Source organism: Bacillus sp. SSR7 (assembly GCF_055902415.1).
In genome coordinates this window covers 37,047-63,462 of sequence record NZ_JBVVXV010000010.1, presented here as the reverse complement: position 1 = coordinate 63,462, position 26,416 = coordinate 37,047, and the positions used below count along the sequence as shown (strand labels likewise).

The following is a 26,416-nucleotide window of genomic DNA, read 5'->3' as shown; positions in this document are numbered from 1 at the left end:
CGATTCTACAATTCTTCCACAATTATGTTGTGGTTTGTATAAACACAAATATCGCCAGCAATTTCTAAACTCGCTTTCGCAATTTGCTTCGCTGTTAAATGTTCACTTGCATATTGTTTTAAAGCACGACCTGCTGAGAGCGCATAATTCCCGCCAGATCCAATTGCTAAAATACCATCATCCGGTTCAATCACTTCTCCCGTACCTGAAACAAGGAGCATAGTTGTTTTATCCATGACAATGAGCATCGCTTCTAGCTGACGTAACATTTTGTCACCGCGCCATTGCTTCGCCATCTCAACAGCAGCACGCTGCAAGTTTCCATTATACTCTTCTAATTTCCCTTCAAACATTTCAAAAAGAGTAAATGCATCAGCAACCGAACCCGCAAAACCAGCTAAAACTTTCCCTTGAAAAAGTTTACGAACCTTACGAGCTGTATGTTTCATTACAACAGCATTTCCCATTGTCACCTGGCCATCTCCAGCCATTGCACATTCTCCATTATGATGAACTGCAAATATCGTTGTAGCATGGAAATTTCCCATAGAAAAAACTCCTTTATATGTTTTTATAGCTTTAAAAGCAATTTATGCCCGTGGGTGATGCTTCATGTAGACAGAACGCAATCTTTCTTTAGAGACATGCGTATAAATTTGTGTCGTAGACAAATTTTCATGACCGAGTAGCTCCTGTACAGTACGTAAATCTGCCCCTTCATCTAACATATGTGTAGCAAATGTATGCCTTAACATATGAGGACTTATCCGCATTGTCAGTGAAGCTTTCTTAATGAGTTCATTTAATACATAGCGTACTCCTCGACTTGTCAGCGGCGTGCCTTTCGCATTTAAAAATACCATATGAGATTGTTCTTCAGTTTTCTTGGCTAACTGTTTTCTCCCGTTCTCTATATAAGTAATTAAAGCATCTTGTGCATAGCTCCCGAACGGAATATACCTTTGTTTTTTTCCTTTTCCCGTTACTAAAATTGTTCCCACCGCGAAGTCAATATCGGTAAGTTGTAAATTGACACATTCACTCACACGGATCCCAGTCGCATACATCAACTCTAATAAAGCTTGATTCCTTTGACCTAGCGGCGTTTCTGTGTCGGAAACTTCAAATAATTCCTCTAATTCTTCAGCATATAAAAACTTTGGGATTGACAATTCTTTTTTGGGGAGTGACGCAAGTGCAAACGGATTATCTTTCAGATAACCTTCACGCATCAAAAAACGATATAAACTTCTTAAGCTTGATACTTTTCTTGCGACAGATTTACGGGCTAACTTTTCATCGTGCAACGTCGTTAAGTACAAACGAACATCCGCGTATGTAATATCTAAAAAAGAGGATATGCCTTCTTGCTCCATAAATTGCACAAAATGTTCTAAATCATTTTGATAACTTGCAATTGTATATTTTGAATAATTTCTTTCAATTTGTAAATATCCAACGAATAATTGTAACAATTTCTTCACATTCACACAATTCACCTCAATAAAGGCTACTAAATCGTATCACAACTTAGTAGCCTTTGCAAGAAATTTAACTAAATATTTACAAAATTTCGAATCGTTTCTAAAGCGCGTGTTGCATAGGCTTCATTACGTTCTGCTTTCTTCTTAATTTTCTTCTCTAACGGTGCAAACAGACCGAAGTTTGCATTCATCGGTTGGAAATTTTTCGCATTTGTCGCAGTAATATAATTCGCCATACTTCCCATTGCAGTTACAGGCGGTAATACAACCGGCTCTTCACCTTTCACAAGTCGAGCAGCGTTGATACCTGCTAGCAATCCTGAAGCTGCCGATTCAACATATCCCTCCACTCCAGTCATTTGACCAGCGAAGAATAAATCATCACGTTGTTTATATTGGTATGTTGGACGAAGCAAGTTAGGTGAATTAATAAACGTATTACGATGCATTACACCATAACGGACAATCTCTGCGTTTTCCAGTCCTGGAATCAACTGTAACACTTCTTTTTGCGGTCCCCATTTTAAATGCGTTTGGAAACCTACAATATTGTATAACGTTCCCGCTGCATCATCTTGGCGTAACTGAACAACAGCATATGGCGTTTTCCCTGTTTTCGGATCTTCTAATCCAACAGGTTTCATCGGTCCAAATACTAGTGTTTGTCTTCCTCTACTTGCCATAACTTCTACTGGCATACAACCTTCAAAGAAAATTTCTTTTTCAAATTCTTTTAAAGGTACTGTTTCAGCAGCGATTAAAGCCTCGTAAAAACGGTCAAATTCCTCTTCCGTCATTGGACAGTTTAAATATGCCGCTTCACCTTTATCGTAACGAGATTTTAAATATACTTTATTCATATCAATGCTGTCTTTCTCAATAATCGGTGCTGCAGCATCATAGAAATAAAAGTAGTCTTCACCCGTTAACTCTTTTAATTGCGCAGAAAGATCAGGCGACGTAAGTGGACCTGTCGCGATCACTGTAGGACCTTCTGGAATTTCAGTAATTTCTTCATTCACCACAGTTACGTTCGGATGGTTTTTCACATATTCCGTTACTTTTGCCGCAAATTCATGACGATCTACCGCTAAAGCCCCTCCTGCTGGTACTGAGCACTCATCAGCTGCACGAATAATAACAGAATCCATTAAACGCATTTCTTCTTTAATAACACCAACAGCATTTGTTAATGTGTTTGCGCGAAGCGAGTTACTACATACTAATTCTGCAAATTTATCTGTGTGATGAGCTGGCGTTTGCCTTACCGGTCTCATTTCGTATAATCTTACTTGGACACCACGTTTTGCAATTTGGTAAGCTGCTTCACTTCCTGCAAGACCTGCGCCAATGACGTTTACTACTTGTGTTGTCATATATTTATCACCTTTCCTTTTCTTCCCGAAAAAAATGTGAGCAGTTACGCTCACATTTGTTGTTCTTCTTCATAATCACACGAAATACATTGTACTTGTACGCCTTTTTTCAACTTCTTCTCTACTAGCATACCTTCACACTTCGGACATTTACGGCCAATCGGCTTATCCCAAGATACAAAGTCACACTCTGGATACGTACCGCACCCATAGAAAAGACGTTTCTTTTTATTACTACGACGTTCAATAATTTGACCTTTATCACATTTCGGACAAGTAACACCGATTTCTTTCACAATCGGTTTTGTATTACGACAATCTGGGAAATTCGAGCAAGCCATAAATTTCCCGTATTTACCCATTTTAAAGACCATTGGGTGATTACATAATTCACAATCTTCCCCAGCTGGTTCATCTTTAATTTCCACTTCGCGCATTTCTTTTTCCGCTTTTTCTAAACGCGGTTCAAATCCTACGTAGAAATCATCAACAATTTTTACCCAATTCGCATTTCCTTCTTCTACTTCATCGAGGCTTTGCTCCATGTTAGCAGTAAATTCAATGTTAATAATTTCTGGGAAAAACTCTAAAATAAGTTCAATTACTATTTCACCTAGTTCAGTTGGAACGAAGCGTTTATTATCCAAACCTACATATCCACGTTTTTGAATTGTTTCAAGTGTCGGTACGTAAGTCGACGGTCTTCCAATTCCAAGCTCTTCAAGTGTTCTTACTAAACGAGCCTCTGTATAGCGCGGCGGAGGTTGTGTAAAGTGTTGCTTCGGTTCTAAATCCTTCGAAAATACGGTTTCCCCTACTTCTAAAGGTGGCAACATCTTATCCTTTTCTTCAGCCCCATCATCTTTCGACTCTACATACACTTTCATAAATCCTGGAAACTTTACAACCGATCCACTTGCACGGAACTGAACATTATTATTAATGAGTCTCGCTGTCACAGTATCCATTATAGCAGACGCCATTTGACTTGCAACAAATCGCTCCCAAATCAATTTATACAATCGAAGTTGATCCCGACTTAAGAAACTCTTTAGTTCCTCTGGCTTTCTCATTACCGAAGTAGGACGAATTGCCTCATGCGCATCTTGTGCGTTCGACTTCTTCGTTTCTTTCTTCTTTTCTGTTCCTATGTATTCCGTACCAAACGCCTCAGTAATATACGTACGTGCCTCTGTTTGAGCTGTTTCTGAGATACGTGTTGAATCAGTTCTCATATACGTAATAAGACCTACAGTTCCTTGTTTTCCAAGATCGATTCCTTCATACAATTGCTGCGCAAGCATCATCGTTTTCTTTGCTCGCATGTTTAACTTACGCGCTGCCTCTTGTTGCAAGGAAGATGTTGTAAATGGTAATGCAGGATTACGTTTTCGCTCTTTTCGCGTTACATTTTCAACTGAGAACGCATTATCTTTCAGCCGTTCAATTATTTCATTCACTTGTGTTTCATTCGTTAATTGAACTTTTTCACCATCTACACCGTAAAAGCTTGCTTCAAATGTGTCTTTCCCTTTCACAAATTCTGTCTTAATTGTCCAGAATTCTTCAGGCTCGAAACTTTGAATTTCTCTTTCACGTTCGATTATTAAACGAACTGCTACAGATTGTACGCGTCCTGCACTTAATCCTTTTTTTACTTTCTTCCATAATAAAGGACTAATATTGTAACCAACAAGACGATCTAGTATACGTCTTGCTTGTTGTGCATCTACTAAATCCATGTTAATCGCACGAGGATGTTTGAATGATTCCTTTATTGCATCTTTTGTAATCTCATTAAACACAACTCGGCAATCTGATTCAACGTCCACATTTAACGTATTAGCTAAATGCCAAGCAATAGCTTCCCCTTCACGGTCTGGATCGGCCGCGAGATAGACTTTCTTTGCTTTTTTTGCTGCTGATTTTAAGTCTTTTAAGACGGGACCTTTACCACGAATGGTAATATACTTCGGGGTGAAGTTGTTCTTTACTTCTATCCCCATTTGGCTTTTAGGTAAATCGCGAACGTGTCCCATAGACGCGACAACTTTGTATTTTTTCCCTAAATATTTCTCAATGGTCTTCGCCTTAGAAGGCGACTCCACGATTACGAGGTAATCTGACATGCTAGTGCCTCCTTAAGAGGTGGATTCAAGTCTTCATTAATCTTATTGATTTCTCTTGTTTTTGTCAATCAAGAATGAATATACCATACAGTGCCTATCTACCATTTGTCAATAATTGTTTAATAAAAACATAAAAATATAAGGTTAATTTAAAATCTCTTCCAGTATATCTTCTGCATTTCTTACTAGTTTCGCTCCTTGTTGAATGAGATGATTTGTTCCTGATGCACTATCTATAAATATAGGTCCAGGAAGTGCAAATACCTCTCTATTTTGCTCTAGAGCAAGGTCTGCGGTAATAAGTGTTCCACTTCTCGATTTCGCTTCTACAACTAAAACCCCTTTACTTATACCACTAATAATCCGATTCCTTTTTGGAAAATACCATTTTTTCGGTGCATAGTGCGGAGGATACTCTGTTAATAACAATATATATTCATTCCACACTTCATATAAATATTGATTCTCTTTTGGATATATATACGATAATCCATGTCCTAGTATCGCAATTGTCGGGCAATGCCGTCTTACTGTAATTTCATGAGACATCGTATCTATCCCTCTTGCAAATCCACTGACAATAAGCCATTCCTTTTCTAATAATGGATGTAAAATAAATTTCAAACTTTCATATCCATATAAAGTCGGTTCTCTCGTTCCAACAACCGCTAATTTGTTCGCTTTATTGAGGAAATCCTTCTCTCCTTTTCCATATAACACAAAGGGAGGATCTTGTATTTCACGTAATAATTTTGGATACTCTTCATCCCATATTGTCATATAAAAGAATCGATTTTTCTCTAAATAAGATATATATTGTGGGAGATTTGAACTTTGAAGAAAATTTACTAATTCTGAAGATTTTTTTGAGGATATTCCAGTGTAACATTCAATTTGTTTTGCATTAAAATTGTATATTTCCTTTAATTCTGGATCGACATATAATAGCCTCTCTATCGCCTTCCAATGGTCTGCTAACAAGTAATGTAGATGTAATAATCGTTCTCTTTTCATCTCAATTCTCCTTACCCATAATTTTTATTATGTAAACAAGAATTTGGTAAAAAGACACCTTCAAGCAAGAAGGTGCCTTTCAACAGATTAGTAGTTTTTACAAGTCTCAAATAGACCTTTTTCTTTTAAGACAGAGATTAGCGTTTCACCCATAACTGCTGGAGTTTCCGCTACTTTAATACCACAAGCTTCCATCGTTTTAATCTTTTCTGCAGCAGTTCCTTTGCCGCCAGAAATGATTGCGCCAGCATGACCCATACGCTTGCCAGCAGGCGCTGTTTGGCCGCCAATGAAGCCTACAACAGGTTTTGTCATATTAGCTTTCACCCATTCAGCTGCCTCTTCTTCCGCTGTACCACCGATTTCACCAATCATAATTACAGCATGTGTTTCTTCATCTTCATTAAATGCTTTTAACGCATCAATAAAGTCTGTACCGTTAACAGGGTCTCCGCCGATACCTACAGCCGTAGATTGACCAATACCTTCTTGTGTTAACTGATGTACAGCCTCATACGTTAATGTACCAGAGCGAGATACGATACCTACATGACCTTTTTTATGAATGTATCCTGGCATAATACCGATTTTACATTCATCCGGCGTGATAACACCTGGGCAGTTCGGTCCAAGTAAACGTGTATGTTTACCAGCCATATATCTCTTTACATTTACCATATCTAATACAGGAATTCCTTCAGTAATACATACTACTAAATCAATTTCTGCATCAACTGCTTCCATAATTGCATCAGCCGCAAAAGCGGGTGGAACGTATACAACTGAAGCGTTTGCGCCTGTTGCTTTCACTGCATCTTCTACAGTATCAAATACTGGTACACCTTCAATATCAGTGCCACCTTTACCTGGCGTTACACCACCGACAATTTTCGTACCGTATTCAATCATTTGTTTTGTGTGGAATAACCCTTGAGAACCTGTAATACCTTGAACAATAACTTTTGTATCTTTATTAACTAATACGCTCATTTTTCTCCCCCGCTTTCTATTAGCCCACTAGTGAAACAATTTTTTGTGCACCGTCTGCCATAGATTCTGCTGCAACAATATTTAAGCCAGACTCATTTAAAATTTTCTTACCTAACTCTACGTTTGTACCTTCAAGACGTACAACTAAAGGCAATTCAAGACCTACTTGTTTCGTTGCTTCAATAACACCTTCTGCAATAACATCACACTTCATAATGCCACCAAAAATGTTAACGAAGATACCTTTTACATTTTTGTCAGAAAGGATAATTTTGAATGCTTCTGTAACTTTTTCAGCTGTCGCACCGCCACCAACATCTAAGAAGTTAGCTGGATCGCCATGGTAATGTTTAATGATATCCATAGTAGCCATCGCTAAACCTGCACCATTAACCATACAACCGATATTTCCATCTAAAGGAATGTAGTTTAAGTCATATTTAGAAGCTTCGATTTCTTTTGCATCTTCTTCATCAAGGTCACGAAGTTCTAAAATGTCTTTATGGCGATATAAAGCATTAGAATCAAAGTTTAGTTTCGCATCTAATGCCATAACTTTACCGTCACCTGTTGTAACAAGTGGGTTAATCTCCGCGATAGAGCAATCTTTTTCGATAAACGCACGGTATAAGCCCATCATAAACTTCACAGCTTGTCCTACAAGCTCTTTTGGAATATTGATGTTAAATGCAATTCGGCGTGCTTGGAAGCCTTGTAAGCCTACTGCTGGATCAATATATTCTTTAAAGATTTTTTCAGGTGTTTTTTCTGCTACTTCTTCAATTTCTGTTCCGCCTTCTTCAGATGCCATTAAAACAACTTGAGAAGTTGCACGGTCTAAAACAAGACCTACATAATATTCTTTTTTAATATCGCAACCTTCTTCGATAAGTAAGCGTTTTACTTCCTTACCTTCAGGACCTGTTTGATGTGTCACAAGTGTAGTTCCTAAAATGCTCTCTGCATATGTACGAACTTCATCTAAATTTTTTGCAACTTTTACTCCGCCAGCTTTGCCGCGTCCACCAGCGTGAATTTGTGCTTTCACTACACATACATCCGTTCCTAATTCTTTCGCCGCTTCTACAGCTTCTTCTACTGTAAATGCAACCTTCCCGTTCGGAACGCTAACCCCATAGCTTCTAAGGACTGCCTTACCTTGGTACTCATGGATATTCATGGTCCCATCCTCCCCTGTTTTCCTGTTTTACTCGAAAAGTTTTTTAATGTTTAAAAAACATTACATTGCCATTGTATAAGATGATTGGCACGCTGTCTACAATAAAGTGTCAGAAAACTGAAATCGCTTTATTCTTTTTGGGAAATAGTAATGTTTATATGTCAAAATAAAAAATAAGCTGCGTTTTCGCAGCTTATTTTTGAATCATATCTTTAATTGGCGCAAACGATTTTCGATGTTCTTCTAATATGCCATGCGCTTCAATCGCTTCTAAATGTTGTTTTGTGCCATATCCCATATGTTGTTCAAATCCATATGCAGGATACTTTTCTCCAAGCTCTTTCATCATACGATCTCTCGTTACTTTCGCAATAATGGATGCAGCTGAAATAGAAATACTTTTTGCATCACCTTTAATAATAGATGTTTGCGGAATTGGTGTAGGGAGTTTCATCGCATCAATTAATAAATATTGTGGTGTACAAGATAAATTCGCAACAGCATCTAACATCGCTTGTTTCGTCGCTTGATAAATATTTATTTCATCAATAACTTGCGGTGATACAATTCCAACTCCAATTGCAATTGCTTGCGCTTTAATTTCATCATAAAAACGTTCTCGCTTCGCCTCACTCAGCTTTTTCGAATCGTTTAATCCTGGAATATAAAAGCCTTCCGGAAGAACAACAGCTGCCGTCACAACAGGCCCAGCTAGCGGTCCACGACCTACTTCATCTATACCTGCGATATATGTGAGACCTTTTTCACGTAACGCATTTTCATACTTAGACATTTCCAAAAATTTTTCTTTTTCCTTTTGTGCTAACTCTTTTTGTTTATACCACTTCGAGATGAGTTTTTGTACCCCTTTACGTTCATCTTTTATTAATATCTGAAAGCGGTCGTCCTCTTCACTCCTAATTTCTTGTAGTAAATGTTCCGCCTCTTGAATAGTCACTTTTTGCATTCATGCCACTCCTTTTATATACAAAAAAAGAAAAGACGTACAAACGCACGTCTTATACTTCTTCTACTTTTTCTGCATCTTCTGTCTGCTCCGCAAACTCTTCTGGTGTTTCAAACGTCATTTTTCCAAGTTTGCCACCACGAAGCTCACGAAGTACAAGTTCAGATGTTTTATCATAATCAATCATTCCGCCGCCCATTAAACAGCCTCTATTTTTTCCAATCGCATCAAATAACTCCACGATGTCTTCTGGAATGTCATTTAAATTATAGCGCTCTTTTAATCGCTCTGGGTAATGTTTCTCCATAAAACGTAGCGCATAAACAGCTACGTCTTGTAGATTTAAAATAGAATCTTTAATTGCACCAGTCGTAGCTAGACGTAACCCAACTAATTGGTCTTCAAATTTAGGCCATAAAATACCTGGCGTATCTAACAGCTCCATTTCTTTCCCAACCTTAATCCATTGCTGAGCTGTTGTCACACCAGGACGATCCCCTGTTTTAGCAATATTTTTCTTCGCTAACTTATTAATCAACGTAGATTTACCAACATTCGGTATCCCTACAATTAATGCACGAATCGCTCTCGGTCTAATACCTTTTGCAACCATTTTATCAAATTTCTCTTTCACTAACACTTTACAAGCCGCTGCAATTTCCTTCATGCCTTGTCCAGCCTGTGCGTTAATTGAAATTGCCATATGACCTTTTTCTTTAAAATATGCGATCCATTGCTTTGTTAAACGATCGTCTGCCATATCCGCTTTATTTAAAACAACAAGCCTCGGTTTATGTGTAATAATCTCATCGATCATCGGATTTCGAGAAGATAAAGGTAATCGAGCATCTACAAGCTCAATTACAACATCAATTAACTTTAATTTTTCTGTTACTTGGCGTCTAGCCTTTGCCATATGTCCTGGGAACCATTGAATTACCATGTTGCCACCTTCTTTTTCTTTTATTTCACAATACGAGCATCTTTTAACGGCCAATATAGTATATTTGCCTTTCCAATCACTTGGTCCATTGAAATTGTACCAATGGAACGGCTATCTTTACTAAAACGACGATTATCGCCTAAAACAAATAATTGACCTTCTGGAACAGTTTTCTTCCCTGTCATCTCTTCAAGAGTGAAATCATATGTAAGCGGTCCGTCAGCAATTTGTTTTTTCTGCTTGTCTAAATACGGCTCCTCATAAGCCTTTCCGTTAACATATAGTTTATCATTACGATACTCTATTTCATCGCCTGGTAGGCCGATAATACGCTTAATATAATCTTTATCTTCCGTTGCTCGGAATACAATAATATCAAATCGTTTCGGATCTCCTATGTGATAACCAATTTTATTAACTATCATTCGATCGCGATCATGTAATGTGGACGCCATCGATACTCCATCTACGAGAATTGGCGCAAAGAAAAACTGTCTAATAACACCTGCTAATACAACAGCTATCAAAATTGCCTTGATCCATTCCCAAAGTGAACTCTTTTCTTTCTTCATGCTTTTCCCCTCCACGATTATGTAAGCTGATCGTATTATATCAAAATTTTATATAGATTGGAAAAAGGGAGCTTGTGCATTTACAAGCTCCCATACATGTCTTATCGAATTTCTTTAATACGTGCTTTTTTACCGCGAAGGTTACGTAAGTAGTATAACTTAGCACGACGTACTTTACCACGGCGAAGTACTTCGATTTTCGCGATTCTTGGCGTGTGAACTGGGAATGTACGTTCTACACCTACACCGTAAGAAATCTTACGAACTGTGAATGTTTCACTGATTCCGCCACCACGACGTTTAATTACAACACCTTCGAAAAGCTGAATTCTTTCACGAGTTCCCTCAACTACTTTTACGTGTACACGTAAAGTGTCTCCAGGACGGAATGAAGGAAGGTCAGTTTTTAATTGGCCTTTTGTAATTTCTGCGATTAATTGTTGCATATTAAATTCTCTCCTTTAAACAGATGCTCTTATAAAGTCTAAATAAATTACAGCGGAACATCGTTAATACGGCCACTGATTTCAGTAGCACAAGTGTTATAATAGCATATTGCTAGGGCTGTTGCAATAGAAAATATATCAAGCCCTTATTTGCCTTCTTTAATCTGTTCTAGCCATTTCTTTTCTTGCTTAGACAATTCTCGTTCTTCTAGTAAATCCGGTCTACGCGTGTACGTACGACGCAACGATTCTTTATGTCGCCATTCATCAATATTTTTATGATTTCCCGACATTAATACATCTGGCACTTTCATACCACGAAAATCAGCTGGTCGTGTATAATGAGGGTGCTCTAATAAACCTGTACTAAACGAATCCTCGACTTGTGAAGCATGGTTTCCTAGTACTCCTGGCAGGAGACGTACGACACTATCAGTTATAACCATAGAGGCTAACTCTCCACCCGTTAATACGTAGTCACCGATAGAAATCTCATCTGTTACGAGATGTTCACGAATTCGTTCGTCATATCCTTCATAATGCCCACATACAAAGATTAAATGTTCTTCCTCTGCAAGCTCTTCCGCTTTCTTCTGAGTAAACCTTTCACCTTGCGGACACATTAAGACAACTCGCGGCTTACGCTCTGTCTCTTTCGTTAAATCTTCTACAGCATCAAAAATAGGCTGAGGAGTTAATACCATCCCAGCGCCGCCACCATACGGATAATCATCCACACTATTATGCTTACTCGTTGTATAATCGCGGAAATTGACAACACGAAGCTCTACCGCTTCTTTTTCTTGTGCTTTCTTTAAAATTGAAGATCCAAACACACCTGTAAACATATCTGGAAACAAAGTTAAAATGTCAATTTTCATTATAGTAGCCCTTCCATTACATGAATGGTTACTAATTTATTTTCAATGTTAACTTGAAGTACAACATCATCAATATAAGGAATTAACAGATCTTGACCTTTTGGGCGTTTAATTACCCAAACATCATTTGCACCAGGAGATAAAACTTCTTTTATTGTCCCTAACGCTTCTCCTTCTTCCGTTACAACGTTGCAACCAATAATTTCATGATAGTAGTATTCACCTTCAGCTAGTTCGCCTAATTGATCTTCAGGCACTTTTAAAAGAGAACCTTTAAACTGTTCTACTTCATTTACATTCCCGTATCCTTCAAATGTCAATAAGTCAAATGTTTTATGTTGACGATGAGAAGTAATCTTTACTGGGAAAGGCTCTCCACCTTTTTCATTCGATATGTATAACGTATTCCCTACTTTATATCGCTCTTCTGGAAAATCAGTACGAGAAACCACGCGAATTTCTCCTTTTACGCCATGAGTATTTACAATTTTCCCTACGTTAAACCATTTTGTCATAAACAGTATGTCACCCCTGGTTTCTATATAAATTAAGCATCCCCATTTCACATATGGAACATGCAACTTCTCTTTAAATGTTAAAAAAGGGAGAGGAAATAACTCCTCGCCCTTTTTACGTTTATTGAATTTCCAGTGTTACTTTTTCACTATTGTGATGTCCCACTGAATACAAGAGCATTCGAATTGCTTTCGCAACTTTCCCTTGCTTTCCAATGACTTTTCCAACATCCTCAGGATGTACAGTTAATCGATACTTTATCTCTCCGTTGTAAAGTTCCTGTGTAACTTTTACATCTTCAGGATGATCGACAAGAGGCTTGACAATCGTCTCGACTAACTTCTTCATAGTCATTGCCTCAATTACTTACCTTGTTTAGATAAGTGGAATTTCTCCATGATACCTTGGTTAGAGAATAAGTTACGAACTGTATCAGATGGTTTAGCACCATTTCCTAACCATTTTAATGCTGCTTCTTCGTTGATCTTAACTTCAGCTGGTTGAGCAACCGGATTGTAAGTACCGATTTCCTCAATGAAACGTCCGTCACGAGGAGAACGAGAATCTGCAACAACTACACGATAGAAAGGAGTTTTTTTAGCTCCCATACGTTTTAAACGAATTTTAACTGCCATTTATAAAGCACCTCCGAATTTATTTCACACAGATAATTATATTAGCAAAAAGACTATTGCTTTGTAAAGTATTTTTTCTTAACAGAGCCATCTTTTTTCCTTACATGAATGGAAACTTCAATCCACCTAGTCCTTTTTTCTTACCTTTTTGCATCCCAGTCATCGTTTTCATCATCTTTTTCATATCATCAAATTGCTTGATTAAACGATTGATTTCTTGTACCGTTGTACCGCTACCTTTGGCAATGCGTTTTTTGCGACTAGCATTGATTATTTCCGGTTGTTCTCGCTCTAATTTAGTCATAGAACGAATAATCGCCTCAATATGCCCAATTTGTTTTTCATCAACTTGTGCATTTTTCAGCCCTTTAATTTTATTTGCACCAGGAAGCATTCCTAACAATTCATCAAGCGGTCCAAGTTGACGCACTTGTCCAAGTTGTTCTAGGAAATCGTCAAGTGTAAACGAAAGCGTACGCATTTTTTGCTCAAGTTCTTTTGCTTTCTCTTCATCAACTGTAGCTTGCGCTTTTTCAATTAATGTTAAGACGTCTCCCATCCCTAAAATACGGGATGCCATACGTTCTGGATGGAACGCTTCAAGTGCATCTAGTTTTTCACCCATACCAGCAAATTTAATTGGCGTATTCGTAACAGCTTTAATAGACAATGCCGCACCACCGCGCGTATCACCATCCAGCTTCGTTAATACAACCCCTGTTAAACCTAACTGTTCATGGAAACTTTGTGCAACATTAACCGCGTCTTGTCCTGTCATCGCATCGACAACAAGGAAAATTTCATCCGGTTTCGCAACTTCTTTCACTTTCGCTAATTCATCCATTAGTTCTTCATCAATATGCAGGCGACCTGCTGTATCAATTAAAACATAATCATGATGTTCTTCTTTCGCTTTTGCAATCGCTTGTTTCGCAATTTCAACAGGACTTACTTGATCTCCTAAAGAGAATACAGGCATGTCCAATTGCTTCCCTAATGTTTCAAGCTGTTTAATCGCTGCAGGACGGTAAATATCTGCCGCAACAAGCATCGGTTTACGATTATGCTTTTTACGAAGCAAATTCGCAAGCTTACCTGTCGTCGTTGTTTTACCTGCACCTTGCAGACCAACCATCATAATAACAGTCGGTGGCTTATTAGCAACAGCAATTTTGCTTTGCTCTCCGCCCATAAGTTCTGTAAGTTCTTCCTGTACAACTTTAATTACTTGTTGTCCAGGTGTCAAACTTTTCATTACATCTTGTCCGACAGCACGTTCAGATACACGCTTTACAAAATCTTTTACTACTTTAAAGTTAACGTCCGCTTCTAAAAGAGCTAGACGAACTTCTCTCATCATTTCTTTCACATCGGCTTCAGAAACTTTTCCTTTGCCGCGGATTTTTTGCATCGTCTGTTGAAGTCGGTCGGCTAATCCTTCAAATGCCATATTGCCGCCCTCCTAATCTAATTTTTCGATAGCTTCAACAACTTGTTTCATTTCTTCATTCACATGCTCTTCTTCGCTGATTAGCTGTTTTAGCTTTGCAACAAGTCGCTGTCGCTCTTGAAACTTTTGAAGTAATACTAATTTTTCTTCATATTCTTCAAGCATCGCTTCAGTCCGTTTAATGTTATCATACACGGCTTGGCGACTTACATCAAATTCTTCCGCAATTTCACCAAGAGATAAATCATCTAGATAATAAAGCGACATATAACTTCTTTGTTTTTGCGTTAACAACGATTGATAAAAATCAAATAAATAGTTCATTCTCGTTGTTTTTTCGAGCATGTTGGATCATCCTTTGTTAAGTGATTTCCCTTTACATGAATTAGTTTACATGGAGTACAAAAGAGTGTCAAGTTTTTTTCTTAACATCGCATATTTTTATAGAAAAAGAAGCGGAAAATACCGCTTCTTTCACTTATACTTCTTCTGTTTCTACTAAGTTCGCAAATAAACCATACACATATTGTTCTGGATCGAACTGTTGCAGATCATCCATTTGCTCTCCTAATCCAACGAATTTCACCGGTACATCCATTTCGTTACGAATTGCTAATACAATGCCACCTTTAGCAGTTCCATCTAATTTCGTTAAAACAATACCAGTCACATTCGTTGCTTCACGGAATGTTTTCGCTTGACTTAAACCGTTTTGTCCTGTTGTTGCATCAATAACAAGTAATACTTCATGAGGAGCTCCTGGTACTTCACGCTCAATTACACGCTTTACCTTCTCTAACTCTTTCATTAAGTTTACTTTATTTTGTAAACGTCCTGCTGTATCACATAGTAATACATCTACTTTACGTGCTTTTGCAGCTTGTACAGCGTCATACATAACCGCTGCTGGATCAGACCCTGATCCTTGTTTAATCACTTCTACCCCAACGCGATCGCCCCATACTTCTAATTGTTCAATCGCTCCAGCACGGAATGTATCTCCTGCTGCTAATAAGACAGACTTGCCTTCTGATTTAAATCTATGAGCCATCTTACCAATTGTTGTCGTTTTACCTACACCATTCACACCAACAAATAAAACAACTGTCAAGCCATCCTTTTGCACATTAATTTCATTAGTAAAATCGCTGTCACCTTTATAAATTTCTATTAATTTTTCCGAAATAACAGCTTGTACTTCTTTTGGATCTTGAATATTACGGCGTTGCACTTCTTCTTTCAGCTGGTCGATTAATTCCATCACTGTCGAAACGCCAACATCTGCACCGATTAAAATTTCTTCTAATTCTTCGAAGAAATCTTCATCTACTTTACGGTAACGAAAGACTAAATCATTTACTTTATCTGCAAACGAATTTCTCGTTTTTTCTAATCCTTGTTTAAACTTCTCTGTTACCGTATCTGTTTGTTTTGAAATTTTTTCTTTTAGTTTTTTAAAAAAGCTCATACTGTCCCATCCTTCCTATTTGCTTGCAACTAGTTCTTCTCCATCATCTAAACGAACCGAAACAAGTTTAGATACCCCTGACTCTTGCATTGTTACACCGTACAATACGTCAGACTCTTCCATTGTACCTTTTCTATGTGTAATTACAATAAACTGTGTCTCATCACTAAATTTCTTTAAATACTGAGCAAAACGGGCAACGTTTGCCTCATCTAGAGCAGCCTCTACCTCATCTAATACACAGAATGGGACTGGGCGCACTTTTAAAATACCAAATAGCAGCGCAATTGCCGTTAAAGCACGCTCTCCACCTGAAAGTAAACCTAAGTTTTGCAGTTTCTTCCCTGGCGGTTGCGCTACAATATCAATACCAGTATTTAATAAGTCCTCTGGATTTGTCATAACTAAATCCGCTCTACCGCCTCCAAATAATTCAGAGAACACCGATTGAAACTCCATTCGAATTCCTTCAAACGTAGTAGAAAAGCGTTTTTTCATTTCTTCATCCATTTCAGTAATAAGTTGGTGCAATGTCGTTTTTGCTTCTTCTAGATCATCTTTTTGCTCTAGTAAGAATGTATGACGCTCTGCCACACGCTCATACTCATCAATTGCTCCTAAGTTTACTGTGCCTAACTCTTCAATGGAGAGTTTAATTAGTTTCACCTTTTTACGTGCATCCTCAGCAGGCATCACCATTGTATACTTCAGTTTTGCCGCTTCAAATGAAATCGTATATGTTTCACGTAAATGTTGTAATCTATTTTCTAACTCTACATCAAGTCGGTTTATTTTTACCTCTTGATCTTTTAACATCTCAAGAATGTATTTATGTTTACCTGTTGTTTCTTTCAGGTTACGCTCTAACTGTTCTACTCTCTCTTGTAACGATATACGTTGCTCACGACGAGAGCGAATTAACTCTGAAGTTTGATTACGATCATATGCTTTCTTCTCAATCATATTCGTAATTTGTTCTTCACCACTTGAATTCGATGTCATTTCTTGTTTTAAGAATGCTAAATCCTCTTTCGTTTTGACAAGTGTTGCATCGGTTTCTTCTTTTTCCTTCGTCAATCGTTCTACTTTTTCTTTTTGATTAGATAAGCGTTGTTGCTTTTCAGCTGCTAACACTTTTAACTCAGTCATTTCTTTTTGAACTTTTTCTTTCGAAGAATGTTGCTCACTTTTTTGTTTTGTTAAAGCTGTGATTTTGCTATCTAATTCCGTAATCTCTGCCTGAAGAGTCGCCAAAATCTTTTCTAACTCTTCTTTACGGCCTTGCATTTTCACTTGGTCTTGCAAGAATCCTTCAATCTCTAAATCGTAAATAGATAAACGATCATTAATACGATGTTCTTCTAATTCTAAGCGATTAATTTCTTCTCTTAATTTCTGTTCATCTACACGCTCTGCTTCTACACTTTGCCTTAGTTCGCGTATTTGCACTTCTTTTTCTTGAATCTCTTGCTTTACTGCTTTAACAAAGTTTTCTAACTTCGTCGTTTTTTCTTCCATATCAGTTAACTTGCTCGTCCACTCTTCTAATTCACGTTGACGTCCTAATAAAGAAGATTTCGCTTGTTTTACCGCTCCACCTGTCATAGAACCGCCAGGGTTTACTACATCACCTTCGATTGTTACAATGCGATAACGGTATTGTAGTTGTTTCGCCAACTCATTCGCTCCGCGTAAATCTTTCGCAACAATAACAGTACCTAATAAATTTGAAACTACATTTTCATATTTATTGTTATATTGCACAAGTTCTGCCGCCACACCTACAAACGATGGATGCTGATTTACAATACGTAATTGCTCAAATGATAACGATCTACCTTTAATAACAGCTTGCGGTAAAAACGTTGCTCGTCCATGTTTATTCTGTTTTAAAAACGCAATTGCATTACGAGCATGTTCTTCTTTTTGTACAACTATATGCTGCATCGCTGCACCTAGAGCGATTTCCATTGCAATTTCATATTCTTTCGGTACCGTTAGCAGTTCTGCAACAGCACCCTCAATACCTTGCAACCTATTTTCTCTAGCTTTTAATACTTCACGTACCCCTTGATAGAAACCAGAGTAGTCCTCTTGCATCTCTTCTAGCATTTCTTTGCGAGATCGTGCCTGTTGTACAAATTGATACGCTTGATACAGTTTTGTTTCGTTTTCACTATACTGCGCCTTGCATTTCCCAAGTGCCGCTTCTGTCTTTTGTATATTAGAAAGAATTCCAGCTACTTTTTCTTTTACTTGTTCATAACTTTCCACAAGTTTTGTCTTTTTCGCTGTAATTTCCATACGCATTTCTACATATTTCGCATTTTCTTCATCAAGGCGTTCATTTTTTGAGTTTTGTTGTTTAGATTGTTCTTCAATCATAGATAACTCATTACGATGACTAGCTTGTTGATTTAAAAGTTCAATATAGTCACCTTTTAAATTCTCAATTTGTTCCTCTAAATTGTCAGCAAACGTTGCAAGTAATTGCTCATTATCATGCAATTTCGTCTCTAACTCTTTTACATGATTTACAAATTGCATCAATACTTCTGTACTCGATTCAATTTCACCATCATAACTTGTAGCTTTCTCTGTTAATTCAACAATTAACTGTTCGAGTTGTGCACAATGCGTCGTTGCATTTTGCTTTCTCTCTTTTAATAGCTCACGCTGTCCTTCTAACTTTTCTAGCTCTTTACTAGAAAGTAAAAGTACTTCTTGCAGGGAATCTACAGACTCATCTACTGCTTGTAATTGACCTCGTAATTCCTCTAGCTCTTCTTCACCTTTTTGTAAATGCGTTGACATTTTAGCTTCTTCGTTTTTATTATGCCCAAACTGATTTCGAAGCGCTTCCCATTTCTCATGCAATTCTTCAATTTCATGTACAATAAGTGCCGCTTCTACTTTCTCTAATTCTTCTTTTTTCTCGAGATAATCTTTCGCAATAGAAGCTTGTCTTTCTAAAGGTTCTACTTGACTACTTAATTCGTGAATTATATCTTGTACACGATTTAAGTTTTCTTGTGTGTCTGCTAATTTTCCTTCAGCTTTCTTTTTACGAAGTTTGTATTTCAGCACTCCTGCTGCTTCTTCAAATACACCACGACGTTCTTCTGATTTACTACTTAAAATCTCTTCAACTTTCCCCTGACTAATAATCGAAAACGCTTCTCTTCCCATACCAGAGTCCATAAATAAGTCGATAATATCTTTCAATCTACATGATTGTTTATTAATATAAAAATCACTATCACCAGAACGAGATACACGACGCGTTACACACACCTCATTATATTCAATCGGTAAACGTTGATCCTCATTATTTAAAGTTATCGTTACTTCAGCAACATTAACTGCTTTTCTCGTATCACTGCCTGCAAAAATAATATCTTCCATCTTTGCACCACGTAATGATTTTGCCGATTGTTCACCAAGTACCCAGCGAATGGCATCCGTAATATTACTTTTCCCGCTTCCATTAGGTCCTACTACAGACGTTACACCTGGGACGAAATCAACAGATACACGCTCAGCAAAAGACTTAAATCCTGCTATTTCTAATCTTTTTAAAAACACGAAAGGCCTTCCTCCTATTCTCCGTTGCTATAAATGTTGTTTATACAAAAACAAACTATTATACGGATTTTATTTCCTTACATTTACAAACGAAAGGAAAGTTTCATTCTATGCACAAGGAATCCCCCTCATTCAAAGGGGGATTCCTTATAGTTGTTCTTTTAACTTTTTCAACGCTTCTGCAGCAGCTTGTTGCTCTGCTTCTTTTTTCGACTTGCCACTACCAAGTCCTAAAGCCACGTTATTTAACGTAACACGTGACACAAATTCTCGATTGTGGGCCGGTCCTTTTTCTTGCAAAATTTGATACTCAATATTGCCACTACCATCACGCTGAATCAACTCTTGTAATTGACTCTTATAATCCATCACATGAGAAAAAGCACCCTCATTAATTTTAGGGTATACAATTTCTTTTAAGAAGCCCCATACTGTTTCTAGCCCTTGATCAAGATAAAGGGCACCAATAAACGCTTCAAAGACATCCGCTAATAAAGCTGGTCGTTCGCGTCCGCCTGTCATTTCCTCACCTTTTCCTAATAAAACAAGGCTACCAAATGACAACTCGTTTGCAAAACGAACAAGAGATGGTTCACATACAATAGCTGCACGTAGTTTTGTTAACTCTCCTTCGCTCATTGTCGGATATTTTTGAAACAGATACTGCGATACAGTAAGTTCCAATACTGCATCTCCAAGGAATTCGAGACGCTCATTGTCTTCATGCGGTTTTTTTCGATGCTCATTCACATACGATGAATGCGTAAATGCTTGAATCAATAATTTTTCATCTGTAAACGTAATACCTATCTTTTCTTGAAATACTTTAAACGCTTCACGATATTTTGTTTCGTATTTTTTTTCTCTATATTTACGGTACGGCATAGGTCCCTCCAGATATAAGCCGAGAAGCCCCGCTAAAAAACGGGACTTCATTCAAGCATTATAGATGACTCTCTATGTAAGTCACAGCATCGCCAACAGTAGCAATCTTTTCAGCATCTTCATCAGAAATTTCCATTTCGAATTCGTCTTCTAATTGCATTACAAGTTCTACTACATCTAGGGAGTCTGCTCCTAAATCTTCCTTGAAGCTTGCAGCTGGTACTACTTCTGTTTCTTCTACTCCTAAACGATCAACGATGATTTTTGTTACACGCTCTAAAACATCTGCCATTCCATTCACCTCCCCTCAAATATTATATTAAATATTGTCCAAAAAAACTAGCTGAAATCGATTCTTTTATTACATTACCATACCGCCATCAACATTTAACGTTTGACCTGTAATATATTTGCTTTGATCAGAAGCAAAAAACGTTACAGCATTCGCGATATCTTGCGCCTCACCAAACTGAGCTGCAGGAATTAATTTTAACATTTCAGCTTTTATATTTTCATCTAATACGTCTGTCATATCTGTCGCAATAAATCCAGGAGCAATTGCATTTACAGTAATATTACGGCTCGCTAACTCTTTTGCTGATGTTTTTGTTAATCCAATTACACCCGCTTTAGCAGCAACATAGTTTGCTTGTCCTGGGTTTCCCGTTACTCCGACAACAGAAGCGATATTTACAATACGTCCATGACGTTGACGCATCATATATCGAGATACTGCCTTTGTACATAAGAATACACCTTTTAGGTTTGTATTAATAACTGTATCCCATTCTTCTTCTTTCATACGCATTAATAAATTATCTTTTGTTACCCCTGCATTATTCACAAGAATATCAACTTGTCCAAATGCATCTACAGTTTGTTTCACCATAGTTGTAACGTCTTCAGCATTTGCAACATCTGCTCTTACTGCAATTGCATCCGAACCTAATTTCTTTATTTCATCAACTACTTCATTTGCCTTTTGCTCGTTACCAGCATAATTTACTACAACATTTGCCCCTTGTTTTGCTAAATCAATCGCAATTGCACGACCAATTCCACGTGAAGCACCCGTTACTAATGCTACTTTCCCTTTTAACATCAGTTTTCTCCTCTCAAATTCGAAATGGTATCTTGTAATGTCTCTTCATCGTATATCGCGTATGCTTTCACTGATGAATCAATTGACTTCATAAGTCCAGCAAGTACTTTCCCAGGTCCAATCTCAATAAATGTATCTACCCCTTGACTCACCATATATTCAATGGATGGGTACCATAAGACAGGCGAATAGAGCTGTTCGATCAGCTTTTCTTGAATATGCGCACCACTTGTAATAACGTCTGCTGTTACATTTGCGATTACCGGAATATTCGTATCTTGAATTGTAATTTCATTTAAGACACTTTGGAATTTCTCCGCCGCTGGCTTCATAAGCGCAGAGTGGAACGGTCCACTTACTTTAAGCGGAATTGCTCTCTTCGCACCATTTTCTTTCGCTCTTTGAGAAGCAATCTCGACTCCTTGCTTTGTTCCAGAAATCACAATTTGCTTCGTACTATTCATATTAGCAATTTGTACTGCATATCCTTCACTTGTTACTTCTTCTGTAACTTGTTTCAGCATATGTGGGTCAGCACCTAAAATAGCCGCCATTGCACCTTCTCCGCCAGGAACAGCTTCTTCCATATATTCCCCACGTTTCCTTACAGCATATACTGCATCCTCAAAAGTTAATGCACCTGCTGCTACAAGAGCGCTATACTCACCTAAACTATGCCCTGCGACAAAGTCTGGTGTAACATCATACTCTTTTAAAGCTGTCAAAATAGCAAAACTCGTTGTTAATAAAGCAGGTTGCGCATTTGTTGTTAACGTAAGCTTTTCCTGCGGCCCTTCAAAAATCACTTCTGAAAGTGAGTCTTGCAACACCTCATCTGCTTTTGCAAATACATTTGCAACCTCTTTATTATTCTCTGCTAACTGTTTACCCATTCCAACTGCCTGTGAACCTTGGCCCGGAAAAAGAAATGCTAGTTTTCCCATTTCAAATCCTCCTCTTATTGGAGTGGCTCTTTCTCCATTACGCTTGAAATAGTAGGAATCACTTCTTTCGCTACCATTTCTCTCGTCTGACGAATCGCACTAAATATCGATTGGTCATTGGAAGAACCGTGAGCCTTAATGACAGGAGCCTTCAATCCAAATAATGCCGCTCCTCCATACTCCGAATAATCCATTTTATCTTTTAATACCATAAGTTTTGGCTTTAATACCGCTGCTGCTAATTTGCTCGTAAACGAACTCATTAACTGTTCTTTTAACATAGAGAATAATGCAAGTGCTGTTCCTTCTAATGATTTCAGTGCTACATTCCCTGTAAAACCATCACATACAACAACATCTGCTACACCTTGCAATAAATCTCTTGATTCAACGTTCCCAACGAAATTAATTGGGGCATCTTTAAGCATTGCAAAGACTTGTTTTGAAAGCTCGTTACCTTTACCATCTTCTGTTCCAACGTTCAAAAGTCCAACGCGAGGATTTTTAATTCCTCTTACTTTCTCAGCATATACAGATCCCATTACTGCATATTGATATAAATGAATTGGTTTTGCATCAACGTTCGCTCCAACATCTAACATAACAAAACCTTCTCCATCAACAGTTGGCATTGTAGGGGATAAAGCTGGACGCTCAATTCCTTCCATACGACCTACAACAAACAATCCAGCCGCCATTAAAGCTCCTGTACTACCGGCTGATATACAAGCATCCGCTACACCGTCTTTCACTTGCTGCGCCGCAAGTACCATTGAAGCTTGTTTTTTTCGACGAACCGCTCTTACTGGTTCATCTGTCGATTCGATTTTTTCATCTGTATGAAGTATAGTAATTCGTTCTTCACTCGTTAAGTATTGACGAATTTCCTCTTCTTTCCCCACTAACGTAATATGTAAATCAGAATATTCCTTAATAGCTTTCATTGCTCCTAGTACGACAGCCTTTGGAGCATGATCGCCGCCCATTGCATCTATTGCGATTTTCATAAGTTGTTACCTTCCTCACTATAATTACTAGATCGATACATTTCAAAAGTGCCTGTGAAAACAAGTTCTTCTCCAACAAAGCTACGCACTTTGACAACCGTCCGCCCTTTATCATTCTCTACATCTTCCACGCGCGCTTTTGCAACAACACGCTCTCCTAATTTTACAGGACGAATGTATCGAATGGTAGACTTTGCAGTTAAAGCTAATTCTTCATCAATAACTGCAACAGCTAGTGAGTTTGCTTGTGCAAACAAATGATGCCCACGGGCAATTTGATTCCTTTTAAATACGTGTTCTACCTTCACTTCAAAGATAGAAATCGCATGTCTATCTAATTCTATATCAATAATTTCTCCGACAACCTCTTCTAATGGTAAAGATTTCACATCTTCTTCATGTTGCTTTGTAGCTACATGTTTAATTCTTTCTCTTAATTCAGGAATAGACAATTCCATACGATCAAGACGTACGGTTTGTATGCTCACTTGAAATTTTTCTGCTAAATCTTCATCCGTAATAAAAGGATTCGTTTCTATCGTTTGTTGTAATAATTCTTGTCTTTCTTTTTTACTTCTTCTTTTTTTCATACCGCACCATCCATTTTTATGACTAGGTACTAACAGTAGTATATAATCATTAAAAGTAGAATGCAACAAAAACTTTTGTTGCCTCCCTTTAATCGAGCTTCTCTCCCTGGAACACACCTGTCCCGTCAAGATACGTACGCAATGACGCATATTGATCATTATGCCAAAAAGCTTCTGAATCTACTAGTAACGCCGCATCTTGTCTAGCTGTTTCTAACGCCCGATAATCATGTACCATATCAGCAACCTTGAATTCTGGTAAACCACTTTGCTTACTCCCAAAGAAATCTCCAGGACCTCTTAACTCTAAATCTTTTTCCGACAATACAAATCCATCATTCGTTTCGGTCATAATACGCATTCGTTCTTTTCCCGTTTCCGATTTTGGATCCGCGATTAATAAACAATACGATTGTTCACTACCACGCCCAACACGTCCTCTTAGCTGATGAAGCTGTGATAAACCGAAACGCTCTGCATCATAAATAACCATTACAGTCGCATTCGGTACGTTCACACCTACTTCAACAACTGTTGTCGACACAAGAATTTGCACTTTATTTTCACTAAATTGCCCCATTATCTCTTCTTTTTCTTGAGATGATAATCTTCCATGCATTAATCCGACTTGACATTTCCCCTGATAATGATGAGTCAGCATACTATGTAAGTCAATTGCATTTTGTACATCAAGTTTCTCAGATTCTTCAATAAGGGGACAAATAACATATGCTTGTCTTCCTTTTTTTATCTCTTTCTCTACAAAACCGAGAACACGATCTAACATGTCATGTTTTGCCCAGTATGTTTCAATTACCTTTCTACCAGCTGGCATCTCATCGATTATAGAAACGTCCATCTCTCCAAATGCAGTAATTGCTAACGTACGTGGAATTGGTGTTGCTGTCATAAATAGTACATCTGGACTTTCACCTTTCTCACGTAAAACTCGTCGCTGCGCTACACCAAATCGATGTTGTTCATCAGTAATCACGAGACCTAACCTATGAAAAATAACTTCATCTTGAATTAAAGCATGCGTTCCAACAAGGATATCTATTTCTCCTTGTTCTAATTTTGCCAAAATCTCTCGGCGTCTCACGCCTTTAACTGAACTTGTTAACAATTCAACCTTCATACCAAAGTGCGAGAACGTCTCTGCAAGCGATTGATAATGTTGTTCTGCTAAAATTTCTGTTGGAACCATTAAAGCACCTTGATAATGCGCTAATTTCGCTGCATAAAGACCAATTGCAGCAACCACCGTTTTACCAGAACCTACATCACCTTGCAACAGACGATTCATTCGATAAGGAGATGTCATATCTTTCATAATTTCATCTACAACTCGGCTTTGCGCACCAGTTAACGGAAACGGAAGTGCATCAATAAACTCTTGCAATTCTTCTGAAGGAATTTCTTTTTTCGTCCCTTTCGAATTTTCCCTCTCCATTTTTCGTAACGTTTGCATTTTTAACTGAAATAAGAAAAACTCCTCATATACAAAACGGCGACGCGCTTGCTTCAAGTCTTCCTGCCCCGCTGGAAAGTGCAAAGCCCGAAGCGCTTCATAACGTGGCAGTAATTTATACCGACTTAGCAATCCATCTGGTAACACTTCAACTATAGAGTCTCCATACTCCTTTAACGCTTGTGCAATAAAACGGCGCATCTGTTTTACTGTAAGTTTCCCTTTCACTGAGTACACAGGCTCCACTTCTTGTTGACGTACAACCGGTCCAAAATGAAGTTCTGATACCGCAATCGTTTGACGATGCTGGTCCCATTTACCAGTAATCGTTACCGTTTCATCTAAATTTAACTTCTGCTTATAGTACGGCCTATTAAAACATACAGCTGTAATTAAATAACGACCTACGAGGACACGAACCGTAAGACGCGACTTCTTCTTCCCATAATATTGCAGTAAAGGAGCACTATGAACTTTCCCCTCAACTGTTACACGTTCATCATGCTTTACTTCTGCAAGATCTTTCATCGCATAGTCTTCATAACGGTACGGAAAATGTTCTAATAGATGAGAAACTGTATAAATTCCCATCTCGTGTAGTAATTCAGATGTTTCTCCTCCGATTCCCTTTACATCCGTAACAGGAACTTGTACAACTTCATTCAAGATTCTCACGCTCCGTCACATTATTTTTTGATTCATTATCCATTAACATGATTGACATCTGTAATCGCTCTCTTTTACCCTATATATTCTATCATAGGCATTCTAAGAGAAACTA

General features: G+C 37.9%; 26 protein-coding genes. All 26 read right to left on the bottom strand.

The genetic code is table 11. The annotated features are described in order from the left end of the window. Positions 1 to 5: 5 nt before the first annotated feature. Positions 6 to 548 (bottom strand): ATP-dependent protease proteolytic subunit HslV, encoded by a 543-nt coding sequence (hslV, locus tag AC0NJG_RS17715; RefSeq protein ID WP_000526272.1) that lies wholly within the window; start codon positions 546 to 548, stop codon positions 6 to 8. A 42-nt stretch (positions 549 to 590) separates the two neighbouring features. After that, a complete protein-coding gene (gene xerC / locus AC0NJG_RS17710; protein ID WP_087954498.1) occupies positions 591 to 1,490 on the bottom strand; it encodes a tyrosine recombinase XerC in 900 nt (299 codons plus the stop codon). 65 nt (positions 1,491 to 1,555) lie between these two features. Then, positions 1,556 to 2,860 (bottom strand): FADH(2)-oxidizing methylenetetrahydrofolate--tRNA-(uracil(54)-C(5))-methyltransferase TrmFO, encoded by a 1,305-nt coding sequence (gene trmFO / locus AC0NJG_RS17705; RefSeq protein WP_474063262.1) that lies wholly within the window; start codon positions 2,858 to 2,860, stop codon positions 1,556 to 1,558. A 50-nt stretch (positions 2,861 to 2,910) separates the two neighbouring features. Next, positions 2,911 to 4,989 carry a type I DNA topoisomerase gene (gene topA / locus AC0NJG_RS17700; protein ID WP_046198501.1) on the bottom strand — a complete coding sequence of 693 codons (2,079 nt, stop codon included), beginning with the start codon at positions 4,987 to 4,989 and terminating at the stop codon, positions 2,911 to 2,913. 144 nt (positions 4,990 to 5,133) lie between these two features. After that, positions 5,134 to 6,003, bottom strand: a complete 870-nt coding sequence (dprA, locus tag AC0NJG_RS17695; protein WP_087954497.1) for a DNA-processing protein DprA — start codon at positions 6,001 to 6,003, stop codon at positions 5,134 to 5,136. Positions 6,004 to 6,090: 87 nt separating this feature from the next. Further along, on the bottom strand, positions 6,091 to 6,993 hold the full coding sequence (gene sucD, locus AC0NJG_RS17690) for a succinate--CoA ligase subunit alpha (RefSeq protein ID WP_000115178.1): 903 nt from the start codon (positions 6,991 to 6,993) through the stop codon (positions 6,091 to 6,093). 19 nt (positions 6,994 to 7,012) lie between these two features. Then, positions 7,013 to 8,173 (bottom strand): ADP-forming succinate--CoA ligase subunit beta, encoded by a 1,161-nt coding sequence (gene sucC, locus AC0NJG_RS17685; RefSeq protein WP_001020785.1) that lies wholly within the window; start codon positions 8,171 to 8,173, stop codon positions 7,013 to 7,015. Positions 8,174 to 8,366: 193 nt separating this feature from the next. Continuing rightward, complete coding sequence (rnhB, locus tag AC0NJG_RS17680; RefSeq protein WP_087954496.1) at positions 8,367 to 9,140, bottom strand: ribonuclease HII; 774 nt, start codon at positions 9,138 to 9,140, stop codon at positions 8,367 to 8,369. 52 nt (positions 9,141 to 9,192) lie between these two features. Next, positions 9,193 to 10,083 (bottom strand): ribosome biogenesis GTPase YlqF, encoded by an 891-nt coding sequence (gene ylqF, locus AC0NJG_RS17675; protein WP_000236700.1) that lies wholly within the window; start codon positions 10,081 to 10,083, stop codon positions 9,193 to 9,195. A 20-nt stretch (positions 10,084 to 10,103) separates the two neighbouring features. Next, the gene (gene lepB / locus AC0NJG_RS17670; RefSeq protein ID WP_000711857.1) at positions 10,104 to 10,655 is read right to left on the bottom strand and encodes a signal peptidase I; all 552 of its coding nucleotides are present in this window, start codon (positions 10,653 to 10,655) and stop codon (positions 10,104 to 10,106) included. 101 nt (positions 10,656 to 10,756) lie between these two features. Beyond that, a complete protein-coding gene (gene rplS / locus AC0NJG_RS17665) occupies positions 10,757 to 11,101 on the bottom strand; it encodes a 50S ribosomal protein L19 (RefSeq protein WP_001186516.1) in 345 nt (114 codons plus the stop codon). 146 nt (positions 11,102 to 11,247) lie between these two features. Next, positions 11,248 to 11,982 carry a tRNA (guanosine(37)-N1)-methyltransferase TrmD gene (trmD, locus tag AC0NJG_RS17660; protein WP_000686892.1) on the bottom strand — a complete coding sequence of 245 codons (735 nt, stop codon included), beginning with the start codon at positions 11,980 to 11,982 and terminating at the stop codon, positions 11,248 to 11,250. Next, complete coding sequence (gene rimM, locus AC0NJG_RS17655) at positions 11,982 to 12,497, bottom strand: ribosome maturation factor RimM (protein WP_000170268.1); 516 nt, start codon at positions 12,495 to 12,497, stop codon at positions 11,982 to 11,984. Before rimM ends, trmD begins: the two co-directional genes overlap by 1 nt. A gap of 121 nt (positions 12,498 to 12,618) precedes the next feature. Further along, positions 12,619 to 12,846, bottom strand: coding sequence for a KH domain-containing protein (locus AC0NJG_RS17650; protein WP_000737398.1), 228 nt, complete (start codon positions 12,844 to 12,846; stop codon positions 12,619 to 12,621). A 14-nt stretch (positions 12,847 to 12,860) separates the two neighbouring features. Continuing rightward, positions 12,861 to 13,133 carry a 30S ribosomal protein S16 gene (gene rpsP / locus AC0NJG_RS17645; protein WP_000268750.1) on the bottom strand — a complete coding sequence of 91 codons (273 nt, stop codon included), beginning with the start codon at positions 13,131 to 13,133 and terminating at the stop codon, positions 12,861 to 12,863. A 100-nt stretch (positions 13,134 to 13,233) separates the two neighbouring features. Then, a complete protein-coding gene (gene ffh / locus AC0NJG_RS17640; protein ID WP_087954495.1) occupies positions 13,234 to 14,583 on the bottom strand; it encodes a signal recognition particle protein in 1,350 nt (449 codons plus the stop codon). Positions 14,584 to 14,595: 12 nt separating this feature from the next. Continuing rightward, positions 14,596 to 14,928, bottom strand: a complete 333-nt coding sequence (locus AC0NJG_RS17635; RefSeq protein WP_000891062.1) for a putative DNA-binding protein — start codon at positions 14,926 to 14,928, stop codon at positions 14,596 to 14,598. A gap of 133 nt (positions 14,929 to 15,061) precedes the next feature. After that, positions 15,062 to 16,051 carry a signal recognition particle-docking protein FtsY gene (gene ftsY, locus AC0NJG_RS17630; protein ID WP_087954494.1) on the bottom strand — a complete coding sequence of 330 codons (990 nt, stop codon included), beginning with the start codon at positions 16,049 to 16,051 and terminating at the stop codon, positions 15,062 to 15,064. A gap of 15 nt (positions 16,052 to 16,066) precedes the next feature. Next, positions 16,067 to 19,636 (bottom strand): chromosome segregation protein SMC, encoded by a 3,570-nt coding sequence (gene smc / locus AC0NJG_RS17625; protein ID WP_474063261.1) that lies wholly within the window; start codon positions 19,634 to 19,636, stop codon positions 16,067 to 16,069. A 147-nt stretch (positions 19,637 to 19,783) separates the two neighbouring features. Beyond that, complete coding sequence (gene rncS, locus AC0NJG_RS17620) at positions 19,784 to 20,521, bottom strand: ribonuclease III (protein WP_001146876.1); 738 nt, start codon at positions 20,519 to 20,521, stop codon at positions 19,784 to 19,786. 58 nt (positions 20,522 to 20,579) lie between these two features. Beyond that, complete coding sequence (gene acpP / locus AC0NJG_RS17615) at positions 20,580 to 20,813, bottom strand: acyl carrier protein (RefSeq protein ID WP_000786062.1); 234 nt, start codon at positions 20,811 to 20,813, stop codon at positions 20,580 to 20,582. A gap of 69 nt (positions 20,814 to 20,882) precedes the next feature. Next, positions 20,883 to 21,623, bottom strand: coding sequence for a 3-oxoacyl-[acyl-carrier-protein] reductase (fabG, locus tag AC0NJG_RS17610; protein ID WP_016718306.1), 741 nt, complete (start codon positions 21,621 to 21,623; stop codon positions 20,883 to 20,885). Then, the gene (gene fabD / locus AC0NJG_RS17605; RefSeq protein ID WP_087954492.1) at positions 21,623 to 22,567 is read right to left on the bottom strand and encodes an ACP S-malonyltransferase; all 945 of its coding nucleotides are present in this window, start codon (positions 22,565 to 22,567) and stop codon (positions 21,623 to 21,625) included. The genes fabG and fabD overlap by 1 nt, the downstream gene beginning before the upstream one ends. A 14-nt stretch (positions 22,568 to 22,581) precedes the next feature. Next, the gene (gene plsX, locus AC0NJG_RS17600; RefSeq protein ID WP_000684108.1) at positions 22,582 to 23,574 is read right to left on the bottom strand and encodes a phosphate acyltransferase PlsX; all 993 of its coding nucleotides are present in this window, start codon (positions 23,572 to 23,574) and stop codon (positions 22,582 to 22,584) included. Beyond that, the gene (gene fapR, locus AC0NJG_RS17595) at positions 23,571 to 24,164 is read right to left on the bottom strand and encodes a transcription factor FapR (RefSeq protein WP_000747352.1); all 594 of its coding nucleotides are present in this window, start codon (positions 24,162 to 24,164) and stop codon (positions 23,571 to 23,573) included. The genes plsX and fapR overlap by 4 nt, the downstream gene beginning before the upstream one ends. Positions 24,165 to 24,252: 88 nt before the next feature. Then, a complete protein-coding gene (recG, locus tag AC0NJG_RS17590) occupies positions 24,253 to 26,301 on the bottom strand; it encodes an ATP-dependent DNA helicase RecG (protein ID WP_087954491.1) in 2,049 nt (682 codons plus the stop codon). Positions 26,302 to 26,416: the final 115 nt, after the last annotated feature.

Coding starts and splice junctions, on each gene's coding strand:
- hslV (WP_000526272.1), bottom strand. CDS start 548: ATGGGAAATTTCCATGCTACAACGATATTTGCAGTTCATCATAATGGA.
- trmFO (WP_474063262.1), bottom strand. CDS start 2,860: ATGACAACACAAGTAGTAAACGTCATTGGCGCAGGTCTTGCAGGAAGT.
- topA (WP_046198501.1), bottom strand. CDS start 4,989: ATGTCAGATTACCTCGTAATCGTGGAGTCGCCTTCTAAGGCGAAGACC.
- dprA (WP_087954497.1), bottom strand. CDS start 6,003: ATGAAAAGAGAACGATTATTACATCTACATTACTTGTTAGCAGACCAT.
- sucD (WP_000115178.1), bottom strand. CDS start 6,993: ATGAGCGTATTAGTTAATAAAGATACAAAAGTTATTGTTCAAGGTATT.
- sucC (WP_001020785.1), bottom strand. CDS start 8,173: ATGAATATCCATGAGTACCAAGGTAAGGCAGTCCTTAGAAGCTATGGG.
- rnhB (WP_087954496.1), bottom strand. CDS start 9,140: ATGCAAAAAGTGACTATTCAAGAGGCGGAACATTTACTACAAGAAATT.
- ylqF (WP_000236700.1), bottom strand. CDS start 10,083: ATGGTAATTCAATGGTTCCCAGGACATATGGCAAAGGCTAGACGCCAA.
- lepB (WP_000711857.1), bottom strand. CDS start 10,655: ATGAAGAAAGAAAAGAGTTCACTTTGGGAATGGATCAAGGCAATTTTG.
- rplS (WP_001186516.1), bottom strand. CDS start 11,101: ATGCAACAATTAATCGCAGAAATTACAAAAGGCCAATTAAAAACTGAC.
- trmD (WP_000686892.1), bottom strand. CDS start 11,982: ATGAAAATTGACATTTTAACTTTGTTTCCAGATATGTTTACAGGTGTG.
- rimM (WP_000170268.1), bottom strand. CDS start 12,497: ATGACAAAATGGTTTAACGTAGGGAAAATTGTAAATACTCATGGCGTA.
- AC0NJG_RS17650 (WP_000737398.1), bottom strand. CDS start 12,846: ATGAAGAAGTTAGTCGAGACGATTGTCAAGCCTCTTGTCGATCATCCT.
- rpsP (WP_000268750.1), bottom strand. CDS start 13,133: ATGGCAGTTAAAATTCGTTTAAAACGTATGGGAGCTAAAAAAACTCCT.
- ffh (WP_087954495.1), bottom strand. CDS start 14,583: ATGGCATTTGAAGGATTAGCCGACCGACTTCAACAGACGATGCAAAAA.
- AC0NJG_RS17635 (WP_000891062.1), bottom strand. CDS start 14,928: ATGCTCGAAAAAACAACGAGAATGAACTATTTATTTGATTTTTATCAA.
- ftsY (WP_087954494.1), bottom strand. CDS start 16,051: ATGAGCTTTTTTAAAAAACTAAAAGAAAAAATTTCAAAACAAACAGAT.
- rncS (WP_001146876.1), bottom strand. CDS start 20,521: ATGCCGTACCGTAAATATAGAGAAAAAAAATACGAAACAAAATATCGT.
- acpP (WP_000786062.1), bottom strand. CDS start 20,813: ATGGCAGATGTTTTAGAGCGTGTAACAAAAATCATCGTTGATCGTTTA.
- fabG (WP_016718306.1), bottom strand. CDS start 21,623: ATGTTAAAAGGGAAAGTAGCATTAGTAACGGGTGCTTCACGTGGAATT.
- fabD (WP_087954492.1), bottom strand. CDS start 22,567: ATGGGAAAACTAGCATTTCTTTTTCCGGGCCAAGGTTCACAGGCAGTT.
- plsX (WP_000684108.1), bottom strand. CDS start 23,574: ATGAAAATCGCAATAGATGCAATGGGCGGCGATCATGCTCCAAAGGCT.
- fapR (WP_000747352.1), bottom strand. CDS start 24,164: ATGAAAAAAAGAAGAAGTAAAAAAGAAAGACAAGAATTATTACAACAA.